General features: G+C 43.7%; 10 protein-coding genes and 1 tRNA gene. 6 read left to right on the forward strand and 5 right to left on the reverse strand.

Annotated features, from left to right (window positions below):
- The first annotated feature begins 4 nt into the window (after positions 1-4).
- Positions 5-6,226, forward strand: coding sequence for a DUF6443 domain-containing protein (locus FAM09_RS31150; protein ID WP_208025657.1), 6,222 nt, complete (start codon positions 5-7; stop codon positions 6,224-6,226).
- 1 nt (position 6,227) lies between these two features.
- Complete coding sequence (locus FAM09_RS25800; protein WP_136580053.1) at positions 6,228-6,497, forward strand: hypothetical protein; 270 nt, start codon at positions 6,228-6,230, stop codon at positions 6,495-6,497.
- Positions 6,498-6,624: 127 nt separating this feature from the next.
- Here FAM09_RS25800 and FAM09_RS25805 read toward each other — a convergent pair whose 3' ends face one another.
- The 4 genes from FAM09_RS25805 to FAM09_RS25820 form a co-directional block, all read right to left on the reverse strand.
- A complete protein-coding gene (locus FAM09_RS25805; RefSeq protein WP_136580054.1) occupies positions 6,625-7,920 on the reverse strand; it encodes an anthranilate synthase component I family protein in 1,296 nt (431 codons plus the stop codon).
- 35 nt (positions 7,921-7,955) lie between these two features.
- Positions 7,956-8,414, reverse strand: coding sequence for a hypothetical protein (locus tag FAM09_RS31155; protein ID WP_153825475.1), 459 nt, complete (start codon positions 8,412-8,414; stop codon positions 7,956-7,958).
- Between the two features lie 94 nt (positions 8,415-8,508).
- Positions 8,509-9,774 (reverse strand): adenylosuccinate synthase, encoded by a 1,266-nt coding sequence (locus FAM09_RS25815; protein WP_136580055.1) that lies wholly within the window; start codon positions 9,772-9,774, stop codon positions 8,509-8,511.
- Between the two features lie 227 nt (positions 9,775-10,001).
- Complete coding sequence (locus tag FAM09_RS25820; protein ID WP_136580056.1) at positions 10,002-12,230, reverse strand: RelA/SpoT family protein; 2,229 nt, start codon at positions 12,228-12,230, stop codon at positions 10,002-10,004.
- A 176-nt stretch (positions 12,231-12,406) separates the two neighbouring features.
- Between FAM09_RS25820 and FAM09_RS25825 the strand changes: the two genes are divergently transcribed.
- Positions 12,407-12,488: transfer RNA gene (locus FAM09_RS25825), tRNA-Leu, on the forward strand.
- Positions 12,489-12,817: 329 nt separating this feature from the next.
- Here the strand turns inward: FAM09_RS25825 and FAM09_RS25830 are convergent.
- Entirely contained in the window at positions 12,818-13,300 is a 483-nt protein-coding gene (locus FAM09_RS25830; protein ID WP_136580057.1) for a YdeI/OmpD-associated family protein, read from the reverse strand.
- A gap of 91 nt (positions 13,301-13,391) precedes the next feature.
- Here FAM09_RS25830 and FAM09_RS25835 point away from each other — a divergent pair, with 91 nt between their 5' ends.
- The 3 genes from FAM09_RS25835 (at position 13,392) to FAM09_RS25845 (ending at position 21,488) form a co-directional block, all read left to right on the forward strand.
- The gene (locus FAM09_RS25835) at positions 13,392-14,213 is read left to right on the forward strand and encodes a universal stress protein (RefSeq protein ID WP_136580058.1); all 822 of its coding nucleotides are present in this window, start codon (positions 13,392-13,394) and stop codon (positions 14,211-14,213) included.
- A gap of 262 nt (positions 14,214-14,475) precedes the next feature.
- The gene (gene tig, locus FAM09_RS25840; RefSeq protein WP_136580059.1) at positions 14,476-15,855 is read left to right on the forward strand and encodes a trigger factor; all 1,380 of its coding nucleotides are present in this window, start codon (positions 14,476-14,478) and stop codon (positions 15,853-15,855) included.
- A gap of 329 nt (positions 15,856-16,184) precedes the next feature.
- Entirely contained in the window at positions 16,185-21,488 is a 5,304-nt protein-coding gene (locus FAM09_RS25845; protein ID WP_136580060.1) for a S8 family peptidase, read from the forward strand.
- The last annotated feature ends 62 nt before the right edge of the window (positions 21,489-21,550 follow it).

The raw sequence follows: 21,550 nt of genomic DNA on the forward strand, positions 1-21,550 counted from the left end.
CTGTATGCGTTACTTTAAAAGCCCAATGCTTTGGCGTAGCTATATGCCCGCCTTTTTGCTAGCGTTCTTACTCTGTAGCGCAAATGCGGTAAAAGCGCAGTGCGACTATCCATATGTTACTGTTTACCAGATGGACCCTTATGGACCATTGTGTTCACCACAAAATGTAACAATTCATGCACAATACTATGTTTCAAATTATATAACCGGAGAATTTCAATGGTACGTTAATGATAGTCCCTGGCCGGTACAAACTAATACTGTAAATGGCAGTAATTTATTGCATTCCGACTACACCTTTTATGCAACTGAATACACGAAAGTGTCGGTTAAATTTTACAATTACACCAACATGTGTGAACCTAATATGGGCACACATTATGTATCATTCAGCAGCGGCGTCACTTTTTACCAGGAATATGCAAGGGAATGCAACAATTTCGGCCGTGTTCAATTAACCAGCGATTTGAGCGATGTAACATTCCGGCTTTACAAATATGCACAGGGAGGTTTTCAGTATATAAGTGAAAATAACAGCGGCTATTTTGAAATGTATGAGGCCGACCGTTATCAACTCAATAATTATTATGTGGAGGCTTCTTCGCCATCTGCCTGTTACAGTTCCTCTTACAATCAGATTTACTTTGAATACTCCGACCACACCCCGCCCACTATAACCGGTAATACCACTGTATGCCAGGGACAAACCATAACCTTATCGGCCAGCACCAATACACCTGCCTGCCGCTGGTACAATAGTAATGAAAGCAGCATTTTAGGAGAAGGACTGCAATACAGTCCGCCTTCCAATCTTGCAGCCGGCACATATCAATACCGCGTACGTGGGATGAGCAGTTCCGGATGTTTAACTGATGCCGCCAATGTAACTACAACAGTTAAACAACAAGCGGTTAATGGCAATATCCAGGCGAATGCCACTACTATTTATTTAGGTCAATCGGTTAACATTATCAGCCCCGGTGGGGTGGGCGTACCTCATTATTGGTGCAGCACTAATGGCGGATCAAGCTGGAATATATTTGCAGATGCATACATCGGGCAATATAACTTTCAGCATACCCCCTCTGCTACCGGCACCTATCGTTACCAGGTGCGCAACCAAAATGACTGCGGTTTGTCAACAGGTTTTGCCAATGTCGACGTTAACGTAATACCCTATCCCGCATTACAGGTTGGTGCTATAACACCTGCTTCCCAGATCATTGCTTATAATGGAAGCGCCGCACCAATATCAGTAAGCGGCATAACGGGTGGTAATGGCGTTTATACCTATCAATGGCAAAAGTCGGCCACCAGTGATTTTGCCAATGGAGTGAATATCGAAGGAGCCACCGGTTCAGCCACATACGCGCCTTTTGGGATCACTACCAAAACATATTACCGGCTGGCTGTAACCAGCAACGGTGTTACGGTATACAGCGCCGCAGCCGAAGTAAACCTGTATCCTCAGCTCGATGGAGGAACCATTACACCTGCAATCGCCACCATTCCTGCAGGTACAAATCCGGGCAAAATAACAGCCGGGGCTGCTACGGGGGGAAGTTGTAACAATAACTATAGCTATCAATGGCAACATTCAATTGACGGCATAACCTTCACAGATATTTTTGGAGCTCAGGGAGTTGCCATTGAACCTGGCCAACTATCCAACTCTATATCCACCATATACTACCGGCGCAAAGTGAATTGTGGATCTCAGTTGGCTTATACGAATGTTTGCCGAATTAATATCAGTATACAGGATGTGGATAGTTATAATTATATCCGCTCCAGAACATTTATGCATGCCGGCGTTGCCGACGAACAATCGGCGGCTGCCATTACAGCAGCAAAGGAAGTAAAAGAATCAACACAATATTTTGATGGATTGGGCAGATTAACGCAATCAGTATTGAAGCAGTCAGCAGGCAGCGATGCTTCAGGTTACACAGACCTTGTTACGCCGGTTACCTATGATGGATACGGCAGGCAAAGCGTAGGTTTTCTGCCTTATGTGTCTGCTTCCGGTAACGGAAACTTCAAGCCAACTGCACTAAGCGAATTAAACGACTTTCATAAAGTGCAAAATGCCGGCGAATCATTTTATTACAGTGAAAACCGCTTTGAAGCCTCACCGTTAAGCCGCACAGAAAAAACAATGGCTGCAGGCGATAGCTGGGCAGGCAGCAGCAAAGGTGTTACAATTAAACATCTCGTAAATACCGCTATAGACGATGTAAAGATCTGGACGGTACAAACCGCACAAGATGGCTGGGGATTCTATTATCGTAGCGGAGAGTATCAACCCGGACAACTGTTTAAATATATTACAACAGATGAAAAAGGCAACCAGGTAATTGAATTCAAAACTAAACAGGGACTGGCCATACTTAGAAAAGTACAATTAACTGCTGCCGCAGATGATGGAACAGGAAGTGATTATACCGGATGGTTGAGCACGTACTACATTTATGACAATTTCAATGCACTGCGGGCTGTGATTCAACCAAAGGGTGTGGAAATTGTAATTGCGCAGGGATGGTCTATTCAACCGTGGCATGATAATGTATTAGAAGAACAATGCTTCCGATACGAGTACGATGAGCAATTACGCATGATCCGCAAAAAAGTACCTGGCGCCGGAGAAGTGTATATGATATATGATGTGCGCGACCGGCTGGTATTTACCCAGGACGTAAATATGCGGTCGCAGAATCAGTGGGCCACCACCTTATATGACAATTTTAACAGGCCGGTAATAACGGGGCTTACCACATGGGTGGGCACACCTTCAGCTTTGCAGCAGTTAGTTAATGGAGTAAGTAATTCGCAAACATCCGTAGAAGGCATGTTGGTATCCAATAATCCAATTCCTACCCAGAACGCGAGCTTTACGTTGCTTACGAAAACAGGTTACGATAGTTACACGACCATTCCTGCCACAAGCGGACTTACCGGAACTATTGACAACACCTATACCGGAAGTAATTACCTGAATACTTCTTACAACAGCTTTCCCTTTGCGGAACCGGTTGTACAAAACCAGCAAACACGTGGTTTAGTTACCTGGACCGAAACAAGAGTGCTTGGAACTAACCAATTCCTTTATGCGGTAAACATATATGATGAAAAGGGACGGTTGATACAGGTTAAGAATAAAAACAGCACGGGCGGAACAGATCTTATTACCAACCAGTATACTTTTAGTGGCCAGTTGCTGGTAAATGTGATGAAGCAGGAAAAAGCCGGCAGCAGTAATCCGCAAACACATATCGTTGTTACAAAATTTGATTATTACGAATTGGGACAAGTGAAATCTGTAACTAAAAAGATCAGTAGTGTAATTAACGGAGTGGCTGTTAACAAACCTGAAGTAGAGATAGTCAAAAATCAATATGATGATTTGGGTCGCTTATATGAAAAAGGTATTGGAAAGAAAAAGGATGCCAGTGGTTCAGGCTATACAACTGATGCTATTCAGTTGCTCAGGTACGATTATAATATTCGCGGCTGGCTGCTGGGCGTTAACCGCGATTACCTGGCAAACGAAGGACAAACCACTGATGGTATTTTGTTCGGATTTGAGTTGGGCTATGATAAAAAGACGAACAAAGCAGGCCAGAACTTCAATAGCAGCGAATTAAATGGCAACATAAGCGGTATGCTTTGGAAAAGCGATGGAGATGATATCAGGCGCAAATATGATTTTACATATGACGCAGCCAACCGGTTACTGCGGAGTGATTTTATACAACAAAATGATGATGATCATATGTGGAATAATTTGAAAGTAAATTTCAATATGAAAGTGGGCGATGGTGTTAACCCCTTGCTGGCGTATGATGCCAATGGAAATATTATGCGCATGCAGCAATGGGGATTGAAGATAAACGGCAACACACAGATGGATGATATGTTGTACACTTATTATAACAATAGTAATAAGCTGAGTGCGATAACCGAGCAGGGAACAGGCGCCGCCGATCATAAACTGGGCGATTTTACTGATAACAATACCAGTGGTAACGATTATGGTTATGACAAAAATGGCAACCTGGTTACCGACAAGAACAAACGCATGAATGGAACAACAGGGACAGAAGTAACCAATGGCGGCGCTATAAGTTACAATTTCCTGAACCTGCCGCAACAAATCAATGTACAGGATGCCAATAATCAGGAAAAAGGAAGCATCAGCTATGTGTATGATGCAACAGGTGTAAAACTGAAGAAAATTGTTACAGAGAAGAATATGTCCATCTTATACAACAACAGTACTTTCACCAGTGACATTACTACCACAACGACTTATCTCGGTAGTTTTGTTTACGAAAGCAAAGCATACAACAACGCCAGTTTGTCGGCGCTTGGATATACTGATAAACTGCAAATGTTAAACCATGAAGAAGGCAGGGTACGTTACCTGGAAGCGATTGACCAACAGCCTGCTCATTATGAATACGATTACTTTGTAAAAGATCACCTTGGCAATGTGCGCATGGTATTAACTGAAGAACAACAGCAGGATATTTACCCTGCAGCTACATTGGAAGGAAACCTTAACAATGCCGGAGATGCTGTGTACAAAGAAAATCAGTATTATAATATCGACGCCAATAAAATAGCACTGAAGGGAGAAGCCACCGGAATAACAGACTATATAAACAAAAACGGGGGTAGTAATGCCACCGACCAGCCCGTGAACAATAATCCGAATAGCAATGTTACCGCCAACAGCACCAAATTATATAAGTTAATTGCCAGCGGCAATGCCGGTGCAACAGGATTAGGTATTACGCTTAAAGTAATGGGCGGCGACAGAATAGATATTTTTGGCAAGTCGTATTATTTCGAAAACAATTCAGGCGGTACCAATTTCGATGTACCGGTACTGGATATCTTAGGCGGCTTGTTGGGAGCGCCAACAGGTGCAACTGTCTCCAAAGCAGTTACTGCGCAGGGATTGAACAGTATACCAGGCGTATATGACGGGTTAAATAATTTTCTTAAAAACACTGACAGAGGAACCGGAGGAACAAAACCTAAAGCATATATTAATTGGATACTGCTTGATGACAATTTCAAATATGTAACCGGTAACTTTGAAAGAGTTGATCAGCCTAATGTAGTTGAAGATCACTACCTGTCGAATATTCCCGTTAAAAAGAATGGCTATCTTTATGTGTATGCAAGTAATGAAAGCCCGGTACGGGTGTTCTTTGATAATTTGCAGGTAATACATAGCCATGGGCCGCTACTGGAAGAAACACATTATTATCCCTTTGGATTGACAATGGCTGGAATAAGTTCAAAAGCAGCGGGAAAGCCGGATAATAAATATGAATACAATGGCAAGGAAAAACAGGAAAAGGAATTTAGTGATGGAAGCGGATTGAACCTATACGATTTCGGGGCAAGAATGTATGACCCGCAGATAGGAAGATGGCATGTAATTGATCCCCTAGCTGAACAGTCGAGAAGATGGAGCCCTTATGTATATGCGCTCAACAATCCAATACGGTTTATTGATCCGGATGGCATGGCAGCAGAGGCAGCGGGTGGTGACACTACTAAGGTTCCTACGAACAAAACAGAGGTAACCATAAATGAACCGAATGATCAAAACAGCTTTTTCTTTAAATTGTATGATGAATTGAATAAGCATCTGAAAGCCATAGGCGGACAAGATTTAAGCAGTTTTGATGGACAAGAGGGAGATAAGGATGGTGTAATTGCATGGCTTTTTGACCAAATGGAAGCTATAGGTAAAAATGCAGGCCACCCATCTGATAAATTAAGAACCTCCGGTACTGCGGAGCTGGATGGTGGTACGTTCGCTTTAGACGATCAATTTAATTTTACAGTTAGTTTTAGCACAGTTGATTCTCCTGTAGAGCAGTTCGGCAAATCGTTAACCAAGAAAGACGAGACTTCCACAAAAAATGGTGTTAAAGTAAGCGGAGGAGCAAAAAATGATAAGAATGGCCTAAATGGTTCAATAGATTATGTTAATGAAGTTACTCGCCTTGGAGGCACTGCAGATCAATATTCACTATATGGTTATAAATCAAATTTAGTTGTAAATGTTACTTTAAATTATACCACTAATGAGATAAAGTATGTGCCTACAAGCCGGGGATCGGTACCTGTTCCAAACTCCACTACCAAAAGTGTTAGTTTCGCAATTGGAGCAACGGGTGTTGTTTATCAAGCAATAAAAAGATAAAATGATAACAAAAAAAGGATTGACTTACCTGTTATGTTTTATGGGATATTTATTAATTGTACTCAAGGGAGTTCCGGTATTATACAACGGAAAAATGTTCCATATCAATTTATTTCCATCCGGAAATAGCAGCGATATTTATTATGAGTTCGTCGATTACAGGCGATTTGCACTTTACCTGATCATCTGGCCGGTGTTTTGTTTTATTGGATACAAAATTGTTGACGAGATCAAAATCAACAGAGACAATAAAAACAAAGAGACTAGTTAGTTGGTTTTACGGGCCTGTTAATTAAACATAATCAGATTCACGAAGGCTTTACAACGTCGATAAGACTTGTAAAGCCTTTTCTCTTTTATATATTTTTTTCCGATTTAACCAGGTATAGAAGACTCAATCAACCAATTCCTCCCAACACCTTCTTAATAGCCACAGCCTTCAACAGGCATTCTTCATATTCTTTCTCTGGATCGCTGTAAAATGTAATGGCAGAACCTGCCTGAAAGGAGAGGTATTTATTTGCAGCGTTATACATGATGCTCCGGATCACCACATTAAAATCAAAATCACCTTCTGGGGTAATATAGCCTACGGCCCCGGAGAAAATACCCCGTCGGGTTTGTTCGTATTGCTCTATCAGTTCCATCACCCTTTTCTTGGGCGCGCCGGTCATGGAACCCATGGGGAAAGTAGCTTTAACAGCCTCAATGAAATGAATATCCTTACGCAACCGCCCACTAATGGTGGAGATCATCTGATGCACCTGCGGAAAACTATATATGCCAAACAACTCTTCTACCTGTACAGACGCTTCCTCACAGATCTTCGACAGATCATTACGCACCAGGTCAACGATCATTACATTTTCCGACCGGTCCTTGGCGCTGTGATACAAATGTTCTTTGTTCTTTACATCTTCACCGGCGTCCTGCAGGTTGCGTTGGGAGGTGCCTTTTATGGGTTGAGAAAAAATGCGATCGCCCTCCTTCTTTAAATAGCGCTCAGGGCTGGCGCATAACAAATAGCGCTCACCGGTTTTATAATACGCGGCAAAGGGATTGGGTGAAGTATTGCTTAATGAACAGTATACCTGCAAAGGATCGATAGTTATCTGTTCAGCAAAAAATTCCTGGCAAAAATTTATTTCATAACAATCGCCCCGCAGTATATGCTGTTGCAATTGTTGAATAATGTGAATATATTCTTCTTTGCTTATGCGGCTATTGATGGGTGTGGGCAACTGTTGATCGAATTCCGTGGGTGGTTCAATAGCGCATATTTCATGAAATATGGTTTCATGACGGCCATCAAACGTACCGATCACGAGCTCGCGCTCGCTTAACTGCAGAATCACTTCGGGAATAAAAAAACAAAGGTCAGGAAAACCTATATGGTCTGTATTGTTACTGGCCAGGCCTTCTGTTTCATTTTTCAGATCATAACTTAAATGTCCAAAAAGCCAGTCCCTGTTTTGTTCATACAGTTGCTGCAATTGCTCAAATGCGCTGCCAGCCGCGGTTACAAGCGATTGCACCGATCCGGCCGCAGCCATACATTCATAACTGTGATGCGGTAAATGATACTGTTGATTGTCGAGAAAACAACAAATGTTGAACTGGTTGGCCCAGCTCAACATTTGTAATTTGGTTCGCTGAAAATCAGCGACGGGAAATGATATGAATTGTCTGCGCACTGTGGAAACAGGGTGAGCAGTAATAGAAGTAACCACTAAAAGTCCTCCTCGTCGTCATCGAAGCCGCGGTCGTTGAAGAGATCAAGGTCTTTGAACTCATCATCGATGCCAAGGTCGTCGTCGTCGCCGCCTTTGCCTTTTTTACCGCCTCCGCTGCTGCCGCCGCTAACTTTTTTTCCTTTTGATTTGGGCAAATCAAATTCTTCAAAGTCAGGGTCCCAGTCTTCGTCTTCTTCCGGTTTGTCCCAATCGTCTACTTCATCATCTAAGTCTTCATCGTCATCATCATCGTCACCTTCTTCATCTTTCTTAGAAGAGGCTTTACCTGCTTTTTTAGCGGTCTTCGGCGTTTCTAACTCATCATCTTCCATGTCTTCATCGTCCTCATCTTCTTCTTTCTTAGGTTTTGATGAGGCTTTTTTCGGAGTTTCCTTAGAAGACTTTGGTGCAGAGGTTCCGCCGGTCTTTTTTTCCTTGTCAGATTTTGCTGCCATTGTCTGGTAAGATTGAGGTGTAAAATTTCAGCGAAGTTTTTAATTCGCCAAATTTTTTAGAATAATTTTTCATTCAAAAAATCCGAAGTGAAAACTACTGAATTTCTATCAATTGTTCACGCCCCGGGCCATTGGAAATATAATTAATATTCACACCTAAATATGAATTTATAAACGATACATATTCTGTCATGGCAGCAGGTAGCTGGCTGGCAGACCTAAAGGTATCAATACCCGTTTTCCAACCCTTAAAACTTTTCAGTTCCGGAGTTATTGACAGTTTGTTCATCTGGAAAGGTATAGCATCTGTCTTTTTATCATTAACCATGTATGAGGTACATACTTTTAGCTCTTCAAAAGCATCCAGTACGTCTGCTTTTGTCATAACCAGTTTCGTTACCCCATTCACCATACAGGCAAAACGTAAAGCTACCAGGTCAATCCAGCCACAACGTCTTGGGCGACCCGTAGTAGCGCCAAACTCATTACCAATGCGACGCAGTTCTTCACCGGTTTCATCGTGCAACTCGGTTGGGAACGGTCCGCTACCCACGCGGGTGCAATAGGCTTTGGTAACACCGATCACATCGCGGATCTTTTGTGGCGCCACACCTAAACCGGTACAAACACCGGCAGAAATAGTATTTGATGAAGTTACAAACGGGAAAGTACCAAAGTCAACATCCAGCATACTTCCCTGTGCCCCTTCAGCTAAAACTTTTTTGCCCTGGCTGATCTTTTCATTGATGAAATATTCGCCGCTTACGATCTTGAATTCTTTCATAAACTCAAGCGCTTCAAAGAACTCTTCTTCCCATGCAGAAATATCTTCATGAAAGTTCAGGCTGTCGAGCAGCTTCTGGTGCTTAAGACGTAAACGGATATATTGATTAACAAAACCCTTATCCAGCAAATCGCCTACACGAAGACCATTACGTCCTGTTTTATCCATATAAGCCGGTCCAATACCTTTTAAGGTAGAACCGATCTTATCATTTCCTTTTGATAATTCCGAAGCTTTGTCCAACGCACGGTGCGTTGGCAAAATCAGGTGCGTTCTTTCTGAAATAAATAAATTTTTCCGGTAGTCGATGCCAAATGCTTTAACCGTGTCGCATTCTCTTTTTAACGTAACCGGGTCAAGTACCACACCATTACCTATAAGGTTAATTGTATTCTCGTGAAAAATACCGGAAGGAATTTGATGCAGAACAACCTTTTTATCGTTTACATATAACGTATGGCCTGCATTGGGACCGCCCTGAAAGCGGGCAATAACATCATAACCGGGAGCAAAATAATCAACGATCTTACCTTTGCCTTCATCGCCCCATTGAAGACCTAATAAAACATCAACCATTATTAAATATTTGAATAATTTGTAGCAAGCGGGGGCAAAAATAGGTGAAATTAACTAAGAGATTCCAGTATTTTTTTGCTTCTGTGAACTAATGAATGATAGTTAAATTAATGGTGAATGGCTGAATGGTTAGAGGGTTAATTTACCATCATTTGAACCTCGAAACTTGATTTGAAGCCACTGGTACCGGCGGCTGTTTCCATCTAACCATCTAACAATCAAACCATCTATTGCTGCTCCGTATCATATCTATCCACCGTTTCAATGCCAGGCAACTTTTTCAGCCGGTTTACCAGTTCATCCAGCTCTTCTTTATCATGTACATACACCCTGATATTTCCGTGGAACAATCCCTCCCTGGCCTCAATGGTCATGGCATTGATGTTGATCTTCATTTCACCCGAAATAAGATTGGTGATCTTGTGAATAACGCCCACATCATCCAGCCCAACGATCTTTAAACCGGTAAGGAAGGAGATCTCTTTATTTTTTGCCCATTTTGTTTTCACCACCCTATGCCCGTAATTGGCCAGCAAACGGGCCGCATTGGGACAATTAGTGCGGTGTATGGTCAAGCCCTTGCCGGTGCTCACAAATCCAAACACGTCATCACCGGGAATAGGTTTACAGCAATTCGCCAGTTGATAAACGATCTTGTCGCTGCTTTCGCCAAAAATGATCAGCTCCGCATCCTTTTTAGGCAATGCATGAACGGGATCGTGCTTTATTTCGGGCCGAATTGGTTTGGGAGGCTCCAGTTTGTCGCCCAACACGTGAAACTCGCTCAGCTCTTTGAGGTCAATGGCCTTTACAGAGATCTGGTAATACAGATCGAGCGGCGAGGCCAGTTTATAAAACGAGGCTAATATATCTACGTTATGCTGGTTGAAAGCAGCGCCCATGTTTTCTACCTTTCTCTGCAACACGTACTTTCCTTCATCAGCTACCTTTCTTTTTTCTTCCTTTAAAGCGTCTTTGATCTTACTCTTTGCCTTGGCCGTTACCACAATATTCAACCAGTCTTCATTGGGCTTTTGTTTGGCCGAAGTAATGATCTCGATCTGGTCGCCACTTCGTAGTTTATGGCTTATGGGCACCAGCTTATGGTTTATTTTGGCGCCAATACATTTTGATCCCACTGCACTGTGAATGGCAAAAGCAAAATCAAGCGCGGTACTGTCAACCGGCAACATTTTTACGTCGCCCTTGGGCGTATACACATATATTTCTTCAGCCAGGAAACTGGTCTTGAAGTCGTGCAAGAAGTCAATGGAATCGCTGTCCTGCGTATTGAGCACTTCGCGGATCTGTTGAAACCATTTATCGAAACGGCTTTCATCGGCCGTGCCTTCTTTATATTTCCAGTGTGCGGCCAACCCTTTTTCAGCGATCTCGTTCATCCGGCGGGTACGCACCTGTACTTCCACCCATTTACCCTGGGGGCCCATCACGGTGGTATGCAGAGCTTCGTAACCGTTCGATTTGGGATTGCTCAACCAGTCGCGCAAGCGCTCGGGAGAAGGCGTGTATTCATCGGTAATGACCGAATAGATCTTCCAGCAACCTTCTTTTTCCTGCTCCAGGGCAATGTTTAAAATAACCCGGATGGCGAACAGGTCATATACTTCTTCAAAAGCCACTCCTTTCTTTTTCATCTTGTTCCAGATGGAGTGAATGCTTTTGGGCCGGCCGTATATTTCAAACTCGTAACCGGTCTTATCAAGCTTTTCCTTGATTGGTTTTATAAATTCATTGATATAGCGCGACCGTTCGCGTTTGGTTTCGGCCAGCTTACGGGCAATTTCTTTGTAGGCTTCCGGCTCCAGGTATTTCATCGCCAGGTCTTCCAACTCCGTCTTGATCGTATATAAACCCATACGGTGCGACAGCGGAGCGTATACATATACCGTTTCGGAAGAAATTTTCAACTGTTTTTCCCGCTTCATACTGTCGAGCGTTCGCATGTTATGCAACCGGTCGGCCAGTTTTATTAAAATAACCCGGGGGTCATCGGTGAGGGTAAGTAAGATCTTTTTAAAATTCTCTGCCTGCGCCGATGCATTAACGTCGATGATATTAGAAATTTTCGTCAACCCGTCAACGATGCGGGCAATTTCGGTCCCGAATTCCCTTTCAATATCTTCCAGGGTAACATCGGTATCTTCAACAGTATCGTGTAAGAGGGAGCAAATGGTAGACCGTACGCCCAGGCCGATCTCTTCTGTGCAAATGCGGGCCACGGCCAGGGGGTGAAGAATATAGGGTTCGCCGCTTTTCCGACGCATGGTCTTATGGGCATCGGCAGCCATTTCAAAGGCCCGGCGGAGCAATTCTTTATCACCCGGTTTTAATTTGGGTTTCAAAACTCGTAACAGGGCCCGGTATTCACGGAGTATTAGCTTTTTTTCCTGCTCCTCATTCAAATTATATTTCGGTATCGCGGCTACAGAATCCATAGTTAACGAATTTACGTAAAAATGCCCTATGTTTGCAACCCCAAAGACAGTTCGTAAGTTCTTAGTTCTAAGTTTTTAGTTGGTCCTAACTCAATGATTTCCGAACATTTCGGGAATTCCGAAGTTCGGGAGCCTAACCCAGGAACTAAAAACTTAAAACTTACCAACTAAAAAGAGCGCATGTGGTGAAATTGGTAGACACGTCAGACTTAGGATCTGATGCCGCGAGGTGTGGGGGTTCGAGTCCCTCCATGCGCACCCGCGAAGGTGGGTCGCCTTTTCGAAGGCGGCTCACCTTTTTTCTTTCCATCTACCCTTCAGTAAAATAATTGATTTTTAATTAATTGCAAATCGGAGGCCTCTCTTTTTCAATTATTTTCACCCCATTTTTACGCAGAATTGATGCTTCCCCAATTATTTTCACTATGTTTTTACGTAGAAATGGTATCAAAATAATTAAAAACATCCCGTTTTTACGCAGAAATGGTGCTTCCCCAATTATTTTCACTATGTTTTTACGTAGAAACGATACATAAATAATTATTTTCACCCCATTTTTAATTATAAATTATCCTCCACCAGCCACGCTACGGCTTATCTCTCCCAACAAACCGCTCCTTCCCCAGTAAAAAATCAATTGCTTTGGCAACATTTTTATCTATACTGGCTTCCGTTTTTAAATTGGCTATATACCGAACAATTTCATGCTGCAAAGAGGGACGCAGTTGATCAAAAACGGCTTTCGCTGCTTTATTTTTTGCAAGGGCTTTTACCAGTTTGGGATGAGGCTTTATTGTTCTGCTCGAGGGATCAAATTCAACTGTCACCTTTACCCTGATGCCTATTTTCTTTGGCGACTGCTTAAGCATCTTCGTATTGATATAAAGTCGCCAATCGCCGCTATATCTTACTAACGTTTGCGTATAGGACAGCCCATTAACAGTACCGCGGATCGGAATTTTTCCTTTATCCTTACCAGCCTGTTTAAAAATGCCAGCCAGTATTTTTTCCGGCACTGATACATATGGGTTTATTCCAATAATCTTTAATTCAGCCTGAAAAGTATACATTGCTTTTGTGCGTGCCTGTTGTTAATCAGGCAAATATAAGGTGGGATGGTGACCCAAACTTGTTACCTTTATAGAGCTTAATTTTTATTGTATGAATACCATCCTAGTGCCGGTTGATTTTTCGCCTGCTTCCCGCAATGCAGCCGTTTACGCTGCCGAACTGGCGAAGTTATTACATACCAGGTTGCTGCTTTTTCATGCTTATATGCTGCCTACCCCCATCAGCGAAGTGCCCTATGCCATGATCACGGTAGACAACCTGCAAAAAGAAAACGAAGACAACCTTAAAAGAGAGGCAGATTGGCTACATAACCAATACGGACTGGAAGTGGAGCGGTTGGTTCGCATAGGCATTGCTTCTGATGAAATAAAGACCATAACCAAAGAAAGAGAGATCGGCCTGATCGTCCTGGGCATGAAAGGCGCTGGCGGGTTCGATAAGATCATCGGCAGCACCACTACCAACGTGGCCCGCAAAGTAAAAATACCGGTGCTGGTAATACCGCACGACGCCGCTTACAAGCCCATTCAACATATTACCTATGCCAGCGATTTTACCTACAAAACCAGTATCCAGCTATTTTATCCCCTGCTGGAGCTGACCCGCGCATACCAGGCAAAAATTCACATTTTGTATGTGAGGCAAAGCCATGGCGGGAATACCGAACAGGAACTTACCGGCAGAAGAAGCAATGAAATAATTTTTGAAGGAATTGAACATGAATACGCAATTATTGAAGAATCATCTGTAAATCATGGAATTAGCATGTATTTACAGCAGCAGGCAAGCGAGCTGCTGGTGATGGTAGCCCATAAACACACCTTCCTGGAAAGGGTATTTTCGAAAAATCACACCACCTCTATGGCGTATGAAACCCATGTTCCCCTGCTGATTCTGCAGGACAAGGATTAGGAACGATGGCTAATTGTCTGATGGCTTGATGGTTAAGTTCAAGCAGGTAAAGGTTGTCACCTTTGTAACTACCTGAACCATCGTATCGGCCAGACCCTCAAACAATCAAACCATCTGACAATCAAGCAATCAGGCAATACAACAATCCCCATCAACCATTTGACAATCAAACAGTCAAGCACTCCGGCAATCAAACCATCAAACAATCAAACCATGTTACCATTTTACCTTACCTTTGCAACCCAATTTAAAAAAAAGCGCTATGGCAACAGTAACCAGAGAGAATATCGGACTGCTGAATGATAAGATTACCATAAAGGTAGCAGGTGCAGATTATCTGCCTTCTTTTGAAAAAGCACTCAAAAATTATAGCAAACAAGCCAATATACCTGGTTTCCGAAAAGGCATGGTACCTACAGGCATGATCAAAAAAATGCATGGCCAGTCGGTATTTGCCGATGAAGTTATAAAAGCAGTGGAAAAAGAACTGAGCAATTACATGGTAAATGAAAAGCTGGAGATCTTTGCACAGCCTTTACCACTGGCTCAATCAGAAGGTCCTAAAATTGACATGAATAACCCGGTTGAGTATGTGTTTGACTTTGAAGTAGGGTTAAAACCTTCATTCTCTGTTGCCGACCTGTCGAAAGAAAAAATGACCCGCTATAAAGTAACGGTTACCGAAGAAATGATCAATGAAGAAGCCACCCGTTTACAAGTGCGTCATGGCAAAATGGTTGACCGCGAAGCGGTAACAGAAGATGATAATGTGCTGAATGTAGTGTTTACCGAAACCGATGCCAATGGCAACGAAGTAGAAGGCGGTATCAAAAAAGATAATTCTTTCCTGGTAAAATACTTTGCTCAACCCTTCCGCGGTACGCTTACCGGTAAGAAAAAAGACGATGTAGTAAACCTGCAGATAAACAAAGCCTTCGACGAAAAGGAAAGAGAATGGATCCTGGGCGACCTCGGCCTCGACAAACACGATGAAGCCGCTGCCGCCAAATTCTTCAACATGACCATCACCAAAATTGGATTTGTAGAAAAAGCTGAGTTTAATGAAGAATTCTTCAAAGCGGTATATCCCAAAAAAGAAATTAAATCAGAAGCTGATTTTCGCAATGAAATAAAAGAAGAAATTCAGAGCTACTGGGATAAACAAACGAAAAATCACTTACAGCACGAAATTTACCACGTGCTGGTAGATCATACCAAGATCGAATTCCCTGAATCGTTCCTGAAACGCTGGATGCAAACCGGCGGCGAACAACCTAAATCCCAGGAAGAAGTAGAACACGAATTCCCTACGTTTGCCAATCAGCTTAAATGGACGTTGATCACCGATAAGCTGGTACAGGAAAACAACCTCGAAGTAAAGAACGAAGATATTGAGGCTTTCGCCAAACAACAGTTATTCGGTTATATGGGTATGACCATGCAGGAAGATGAACAACCCTGGATCGCTGAATACATTACCCGTATGATGAAAGATCGCAAGTTTGTTGAAGATGCATACCACCGCATTCAAACTGAAAAAGTATTTGATCTGGTTGAAACAAAGTTGAACGCTGTTGAAAAGCCGGTAACTGTAGATGAATTCTCTAAAGAAGCCGAAAAACACCAGCACCATCATCATTAGAAATAAGGAACAGGGAAATAAAGAATGAGAAAGTGAAATAAAGTACAATCTCTGTTTTTAAATAAGAACCCCGGAATTTGAACACGTCATGTTTCAAATTCCGGGGTTTGTTTTTGGGCTAAATCAACTGAGCAACCCTACAAAAAAGCATGTATAAAAAAACAGGAATATCATTATTGCCAAAATAAGTTCTAACAAATTGATTAAAAGCAAATTACGCAATGGCCCCTGCGATAATAAATGCTTGTAATTTCCGTTTATAATGCCTATCTTTTTCAACCATTTAACCTATTATCCTGGTAACCACATTCCTATTAAAAAAACCGTAGATGAAATATCCTTTACTTGCAATTCTATCACTGCTTGTGATCATGGAGGGTTCTGCCCAGGAGATCCTGCGTCCTGTTCAACTAAAAAGCGGTGCCATCGCGAAGAATAAAAACCTTCGGAACGACATTCACTTATCCGATTCATTGCTTAAATACCGTTTTAAAAATAAATATTACACCCTCATCCAGTTTAACAAACTGCCCGATGTAGCAGAACGGCAGGCGCTGGCACAGGAAGGCGTTCTATTGTATGATTATATTCCCGACAATACTTTTTTAGCAGAGATAACTGGCCAGCTTAACCCCGGCCAGTTGAGAAAGAATACCATCGCGGGGGTTTATACATTGGATGCAAAAGCTAAAATTGCTCCTGCACTGGTGAAACAGTTGGGCGAATCAATGCAAGACCCCGACAAACTTATTGCCGTAAGCTTTTACGGGAATATAGACAAAGCCACGGCAATGGCCGAACTACAGCAGGCGGGCGCACAGATTGCCGAAACCAAAATTCAGCCGGCCCATGTTATTTTTATAAAAGCCACCGCTACTGCTGTACAAAAAATAGCGGCCCTGCCATTCGTTGCTTATGTAGGCAGCCAGCAAATGAAACCCGTAGCGCTCAATTACAAAAACCAGTCTACCCACAGTGTAAACATATTAAGCTCCGCCACCGGCCGTAATCTGAAGGGAACTAATGTTACCCTGGGCATCGGTGATGATGGCGATGCCAGTACGCACATAGATTACTCAGATCGACTGATCAATAGAAACCCGATGCAGGCCACCCTGCATGCCACACTCACAATGGGTATTATGAGTGGTGCGGGCATAGTAAATCCAAAGCATAAAGGCATGGCGCCCAAAGCCACCATCATAGGTCAGTACTTTAGCGACATCCTGGTGAATTCACCGTATTATGTAGCCGATTATGACATGGTACTTACCAACAATTCGTACCATTCCGCAGCAACCGGTTGCCCCGGCGAAGGCGATTATGATGTGTTGAGTAATTACGTAGATGCCCAGATGATCAGCGACGGCACTTTACTGCACATATTTGCATCCGGTAACGATGGCAGCCGTACCTGTTCGCCCTACCCTACCTCGTTTGCTACTGTTAAGTCGGGCTATCAGTCGGCCAAAAATGTATTAACAGTTGGCTCAATAAACAATGTTCTCTATACTGTTCCCGTAGGCTCAAGCCGCGGACCCGTAGATGATGGCCGGTTGAAACCTGAAATAATGGCTGGCGGTGATGGTATTGGCACCACAGCACTCAATAATACTTATACTACTCAATTCGGCACCAGTATGGCGGCCCCTACCGTTGCAGGCGCACTGGGCTTGTTATACGAACGTTACCGGCAATTGCATGGAGGCGCCAACCCAACTTCTGCCCTCATTAAAGCGGTAGCCTGTAATGGCGCTGACGACCTCGGCAATAAAGGCCCTGATTTTACTTATGGCTTCGGATGCCTGAATGCCCTCACGGCGGTTGAAGCGCTTGAAAACAATACCTACTTTACCGGCACCATAAGCAATGGCGGAACCCAAACCTTCAACATAACAGGCGTTCCGGCCGGCGCTGCGCAGCTCAAGATCATGTTGTACTATAACGATCGACCAGCAACGCCTTATGCAGTTTCTGCCCTGGTAAACAACCTCGACCTCACTGTATCTACACCCGATACAGTCCATTACCCATTAATACTCGACCCTTCAGCGGCCACTGTAAACAATCTGGCAGAAGAAGGAATAGATAACCGCAATAATATTGAACAGGTAGTTATCTATAACCCACCAGCCGGCAACTTTACCGTTACGGTTACTGGTACCAGTGTGCCACAAGGCCCGCAGGATTATGTAGTTGCGTACCAGGTTACTAACCCCGCAGTAACTGTATTGTGGCCAACAGGAGATGCAACCTGGGTCCCCGGCGAAACTGAGTACATTCGCTGGAGCGCTACCGATGATGACTCTACCAATACGTTTACCATTGATTATTCATTGGATAATGGCAGTAACTGGACCACCATCAGCAACAGTGTGGCTGCCACCAGCCGCACGTACAGCTGGGCGGTCCCCAATTCGCCTACCACCACGGCCCTGGTTAGGGTAAGCCGTAATAACAGCATTTATGCAGACTCAAGCAATTTTGGGTTTACCATTTTAGGGCAACCTACGCTAACCCTTAGCAATGCCTGTATTGGATATGCCAACCTTAGCTGGACGGCAGTTGCATCTGCCACCAGCTATGATATTATGAAGTATACAGGAAACGACATGAGCGTTGTAGGCAGCACTACCAACACCAATTATACGTTGGGCGGATTAAATAAGGACAGTACCTACTGGCTGTCGGTACGCCCCGTAATGGGCACAACGCCTGGCCGCCGGGCAGTTGCGAAAAGTATTATACCTTCCAGCGGCGCCTGCGCCTCACCGGATTTCGATAACGATTTAACCCCCGATCTGTTGGTAGCGCCTGTTACCGGTCGTATGTACACCCTGTCGCAGTTGGGTTCGGCGGTTGCTCCGCAGGTGCGAATTAAAAATGCAGGCAGTGTGTCAACTACCGGCACCTTCAATGTAACCTACCAGGTAAATGGAGGCACCCCGGTAACAGAAAGCACCACACAAACCATTGCGGCGAACGATACTTATACGTATACATTCACTTCCACACACGATTTCTCCGCTATTGGCACAGATACCGTAAAAGTATGGGTTGATTATGCCAGTGATACATTGCGCCTGAACGATACCCTGGTTACCATAGTAAAGCAATTACGAAATGACCCGATCGTATTAACCACCCCTTATACCGAAGGATTTGAAAGCGCTGCGGCACAGGCTTATTCCACCGGCACCCGTGGTTTCGATGGGCTTGATCGTTGCGACTTCTTCTCGGGAAGCACCAACGGCCGCGCCCGCACTTTTGTTAATACAGGTATTGCAAGAACCGGGAACCGGGCCGTTACCCTCGATCAGAAAAATAATATAAATGTGCTCTCAGCCGATAGCCTGATCACTACTTTCAACCTGAGCAACTACAACTCATCTGATCAGTTATGGCTGTCATTCTATTTTCAAAACCAGGGAATTGATTTTTCTGCCGGCAATAACAGAGTCTGGATAAGGGGAAGTGAAACCGACGCCTGGGTTCAGGTGTATATTCTGCCCAACAGCTCATCAGACTTTGGCATTTATCGCGCCGCCACACCGGTGAATATAACCGAAACCCTGGCGAATGCCGTACCGGCACAAACAGTAAGCAGCAGTTTCCAGATAAAGTTTGGCGAACATGGATACCGGCCAACCAACTCGGTTATTGTTAATGGCAATCTTGATGATGGCTATACTTTTGACGATGTTACCATCACCCTTACTGCAGATGATGTAGCCATGATGCAAATAGTAAACCCTTCAACTAATATCTGCTCGCTCAGCAGCACGGAAGCCATAACAGTTCAGGTAAAAAATTACAGCACGGCAACACTAAACAATGTTCCGGTCTCTTACCAGATCGATAACGGCACCATAATAACTGAAAACATTCCAACCATAAATGCCGGCCAAACGTTGAATTATACGTTCGTACAAACGGCCGATCTGTCGATCTTCAAGCAATACGCATTATCAACCTGGGTACATTATGCATCGGATAATTACCGTGTGAACGATACCCTCACCACTTCCTTCCGCACTTCACCCCTTATTACCAGTTATCCTTACCTGGAAAGCTTTGAAAGCACTGCAGGCAACTGGTATACCGGCGGTATCAATAGCAGTTGGGAATGGGGAACACCAGCCGGCGTTATCGTTAACAAAGCAGCCAACGGCACCAAAGCATGGGCTACCAATTTAACCGGCGACCATAACAACAATGAATTATCCTATTTGTATTCACCGTGTTTTAACCTGAGCGGTTTAACCCAACCTGTTCTATCATTCAGCCATATTTTCAGAACAGAAGACAATTGTTATTGCGATTTTCACTGGGTTGAATATAGTACCAACGGAACAACCTGGACCAAACTGGGTACCACCAGCAGCGGTACCAACTGGTACGATAATGCGGTGTACCAGGCCTGGAAAATTTCAGCTCCCCGCTGGCAGGTTTCCAGCTTCGATGTACCGGTTACCGGCAGCACCGTGCGATTCAGGATCGTTATGTCTGCCGACCCAGGTGTAACCTATGATGGCGTAGGCATAGATGATATTCATGTATTTGATAAAGCAGCTATTTACAGTGGCGCTGATATAACCAGCGGATTAACACAATCGGTAAGCGGTAACAACTGGATCCATTTTAATTCAGGTAGCAACCGGGTTGTGTCAATAAACCCGCACGGGCAAAACCTGGGCAGTACAGACGTAAAAGTTTACATCAATCCTGCTGTGGTACGTAATAATGGATTTCAATATTATCTCGACAGAAATATTGTTATTCAACCTACCAATGCGCCAGCCAGTCCGGTAAGTGTTCGGTACTACTTCCTGAATACGGAAACCAATAACCTTATCAATGCCACTGGTTGTGGAAGCTGCACCACCATTGCTGATGCATATGCTGCCGGCGTTACAAAATACAGCGGCGCTCCGGCAGAAGAAAATGGAACCCTCGACGACAACGTTGCCGGTATACATACATTCATTACGCCGGCAAACGTAGATGTTATTCCATACGACAATGGTTATTATGCCGAATACCAGGTAAGCAGCTTCTCCGAATTCTGGATCAACGGTGGCGGCCCGGGACAAAACCAACCGTTGCCAATGGTATTAGGTTTGTTCACTGTTACAAAAAATAACACAACCGCTTTATTGCACTGGACCACTTTACAGGAAACCAATACCGATCACTTTGTTATAGAAAGAAGTACAGACGGCATCAACTATGTGGTTATTGGTACGGTAGCCGCCGGTGGTAATACCACTGCTGTAAGCAGGTATCAATTCACCGATAAACAAATAGCAAACGGCATTAATTACTACCGCATAAAGACGATCGATAAAGATGCGAAGTATGTGTTATCACCCGTACGTACGATCAATAACATAGATAATGATTTTACCATTAGCCTGCTGCCTAACCCGGTAACAGAAGGTGTGGTGTACATCAATACTTCTGTAAACTGTAATCGCATTGAATTACGCGATGCAACGGGTAGATTGATCAGAACAACAAGTGCAAAAGGAACCCAAAACCAATTACCGGTTCATCAACTGAACAAAGGCATGTATTTCATTACTGTTGTTACAGACAATGGCAACAAAGTAGAAAAAGTATTTATTCAATAAACCGGAACAGTAACCGTGCCACGGTTTGGAACCGTGGCACGGTTATATAGTCAACGTGTCAA

This window comes from Niastella caeni (assembly GCF_004834005.1).
Taxonomy (GTDB): domain Bacteria; phylum Bacteroidota; class Bacteroidia; order Chitinophagales; family Chitinophagaceae; genus Niastella; species Niastella caeni.

Excerpts from the sequence above, each read along its gene's own strand:
- FAM09_RS31150 (WP_208025657.1), top strand. The coding sequence starts at position 5 with ATGCGTTACTTTAAAAGCCCAATGCTTTGGCGTAGCTATATGCCCGCC.
- FAM09_RS25800 (WP_136580053.1), top strand. The coding sequence starts at position 6,228 with ATGATAACAAAAAAAGGATTGACTTACCTGTTATGTTTTATGGGATAT.
- FAM09_RS31155 (WP_153825475.1), bottom strand. The coding sequence starts at position 8,414 with ATGGCAGCAAAATCTGACAAGGAAAAAAAGACCGGCGGAACCTCTGCA.
- FAM09_RS25815 (WP_136580055.1), bottom strand. The coding sequence starts at position 9,774 with ATGGTTGATGTTTTATTAGGTCTTCAATGGGGCGATGAAGGCAAAGGT.
- FAM09_RS25820 (WP_136580056.1), bottom strand. The coding sequence starts at position 12,230 with ATGGATTCTGTAGCCGCGATACCGAAATATAATTTGAATGAGGAGCAG.
- FAM09_RS25830 (WP_136580057.1), bottom strand. The coding sequence starts at position 13,300 with ATGTATACTTTTCAGGCTGAATTAAAGATTATTGGAATAAACCCATAT.
- FAM09_RS25835 (WP_136580058.1), top strand. The coding sequence starts at position 13,392 with ATGAATACCATCCTAGTGCCGGTTGATTTTTCGCCTGCTTCCCGCAAT.
- tig (WP_136580059.1), top strand. The coding sequence starts at position 14,476 with ATGGCAACAGTAACCAGAGAGAATATCGGACTGCTGAATGATAAGATT.
- FAM09_RS25845 (WP_136580060.1), top strand. The coding sequence starts at position 16,185 with ATGAAATATCCTTTACTTGCAATTCTATCACTGCTTGTGATCATGGAG.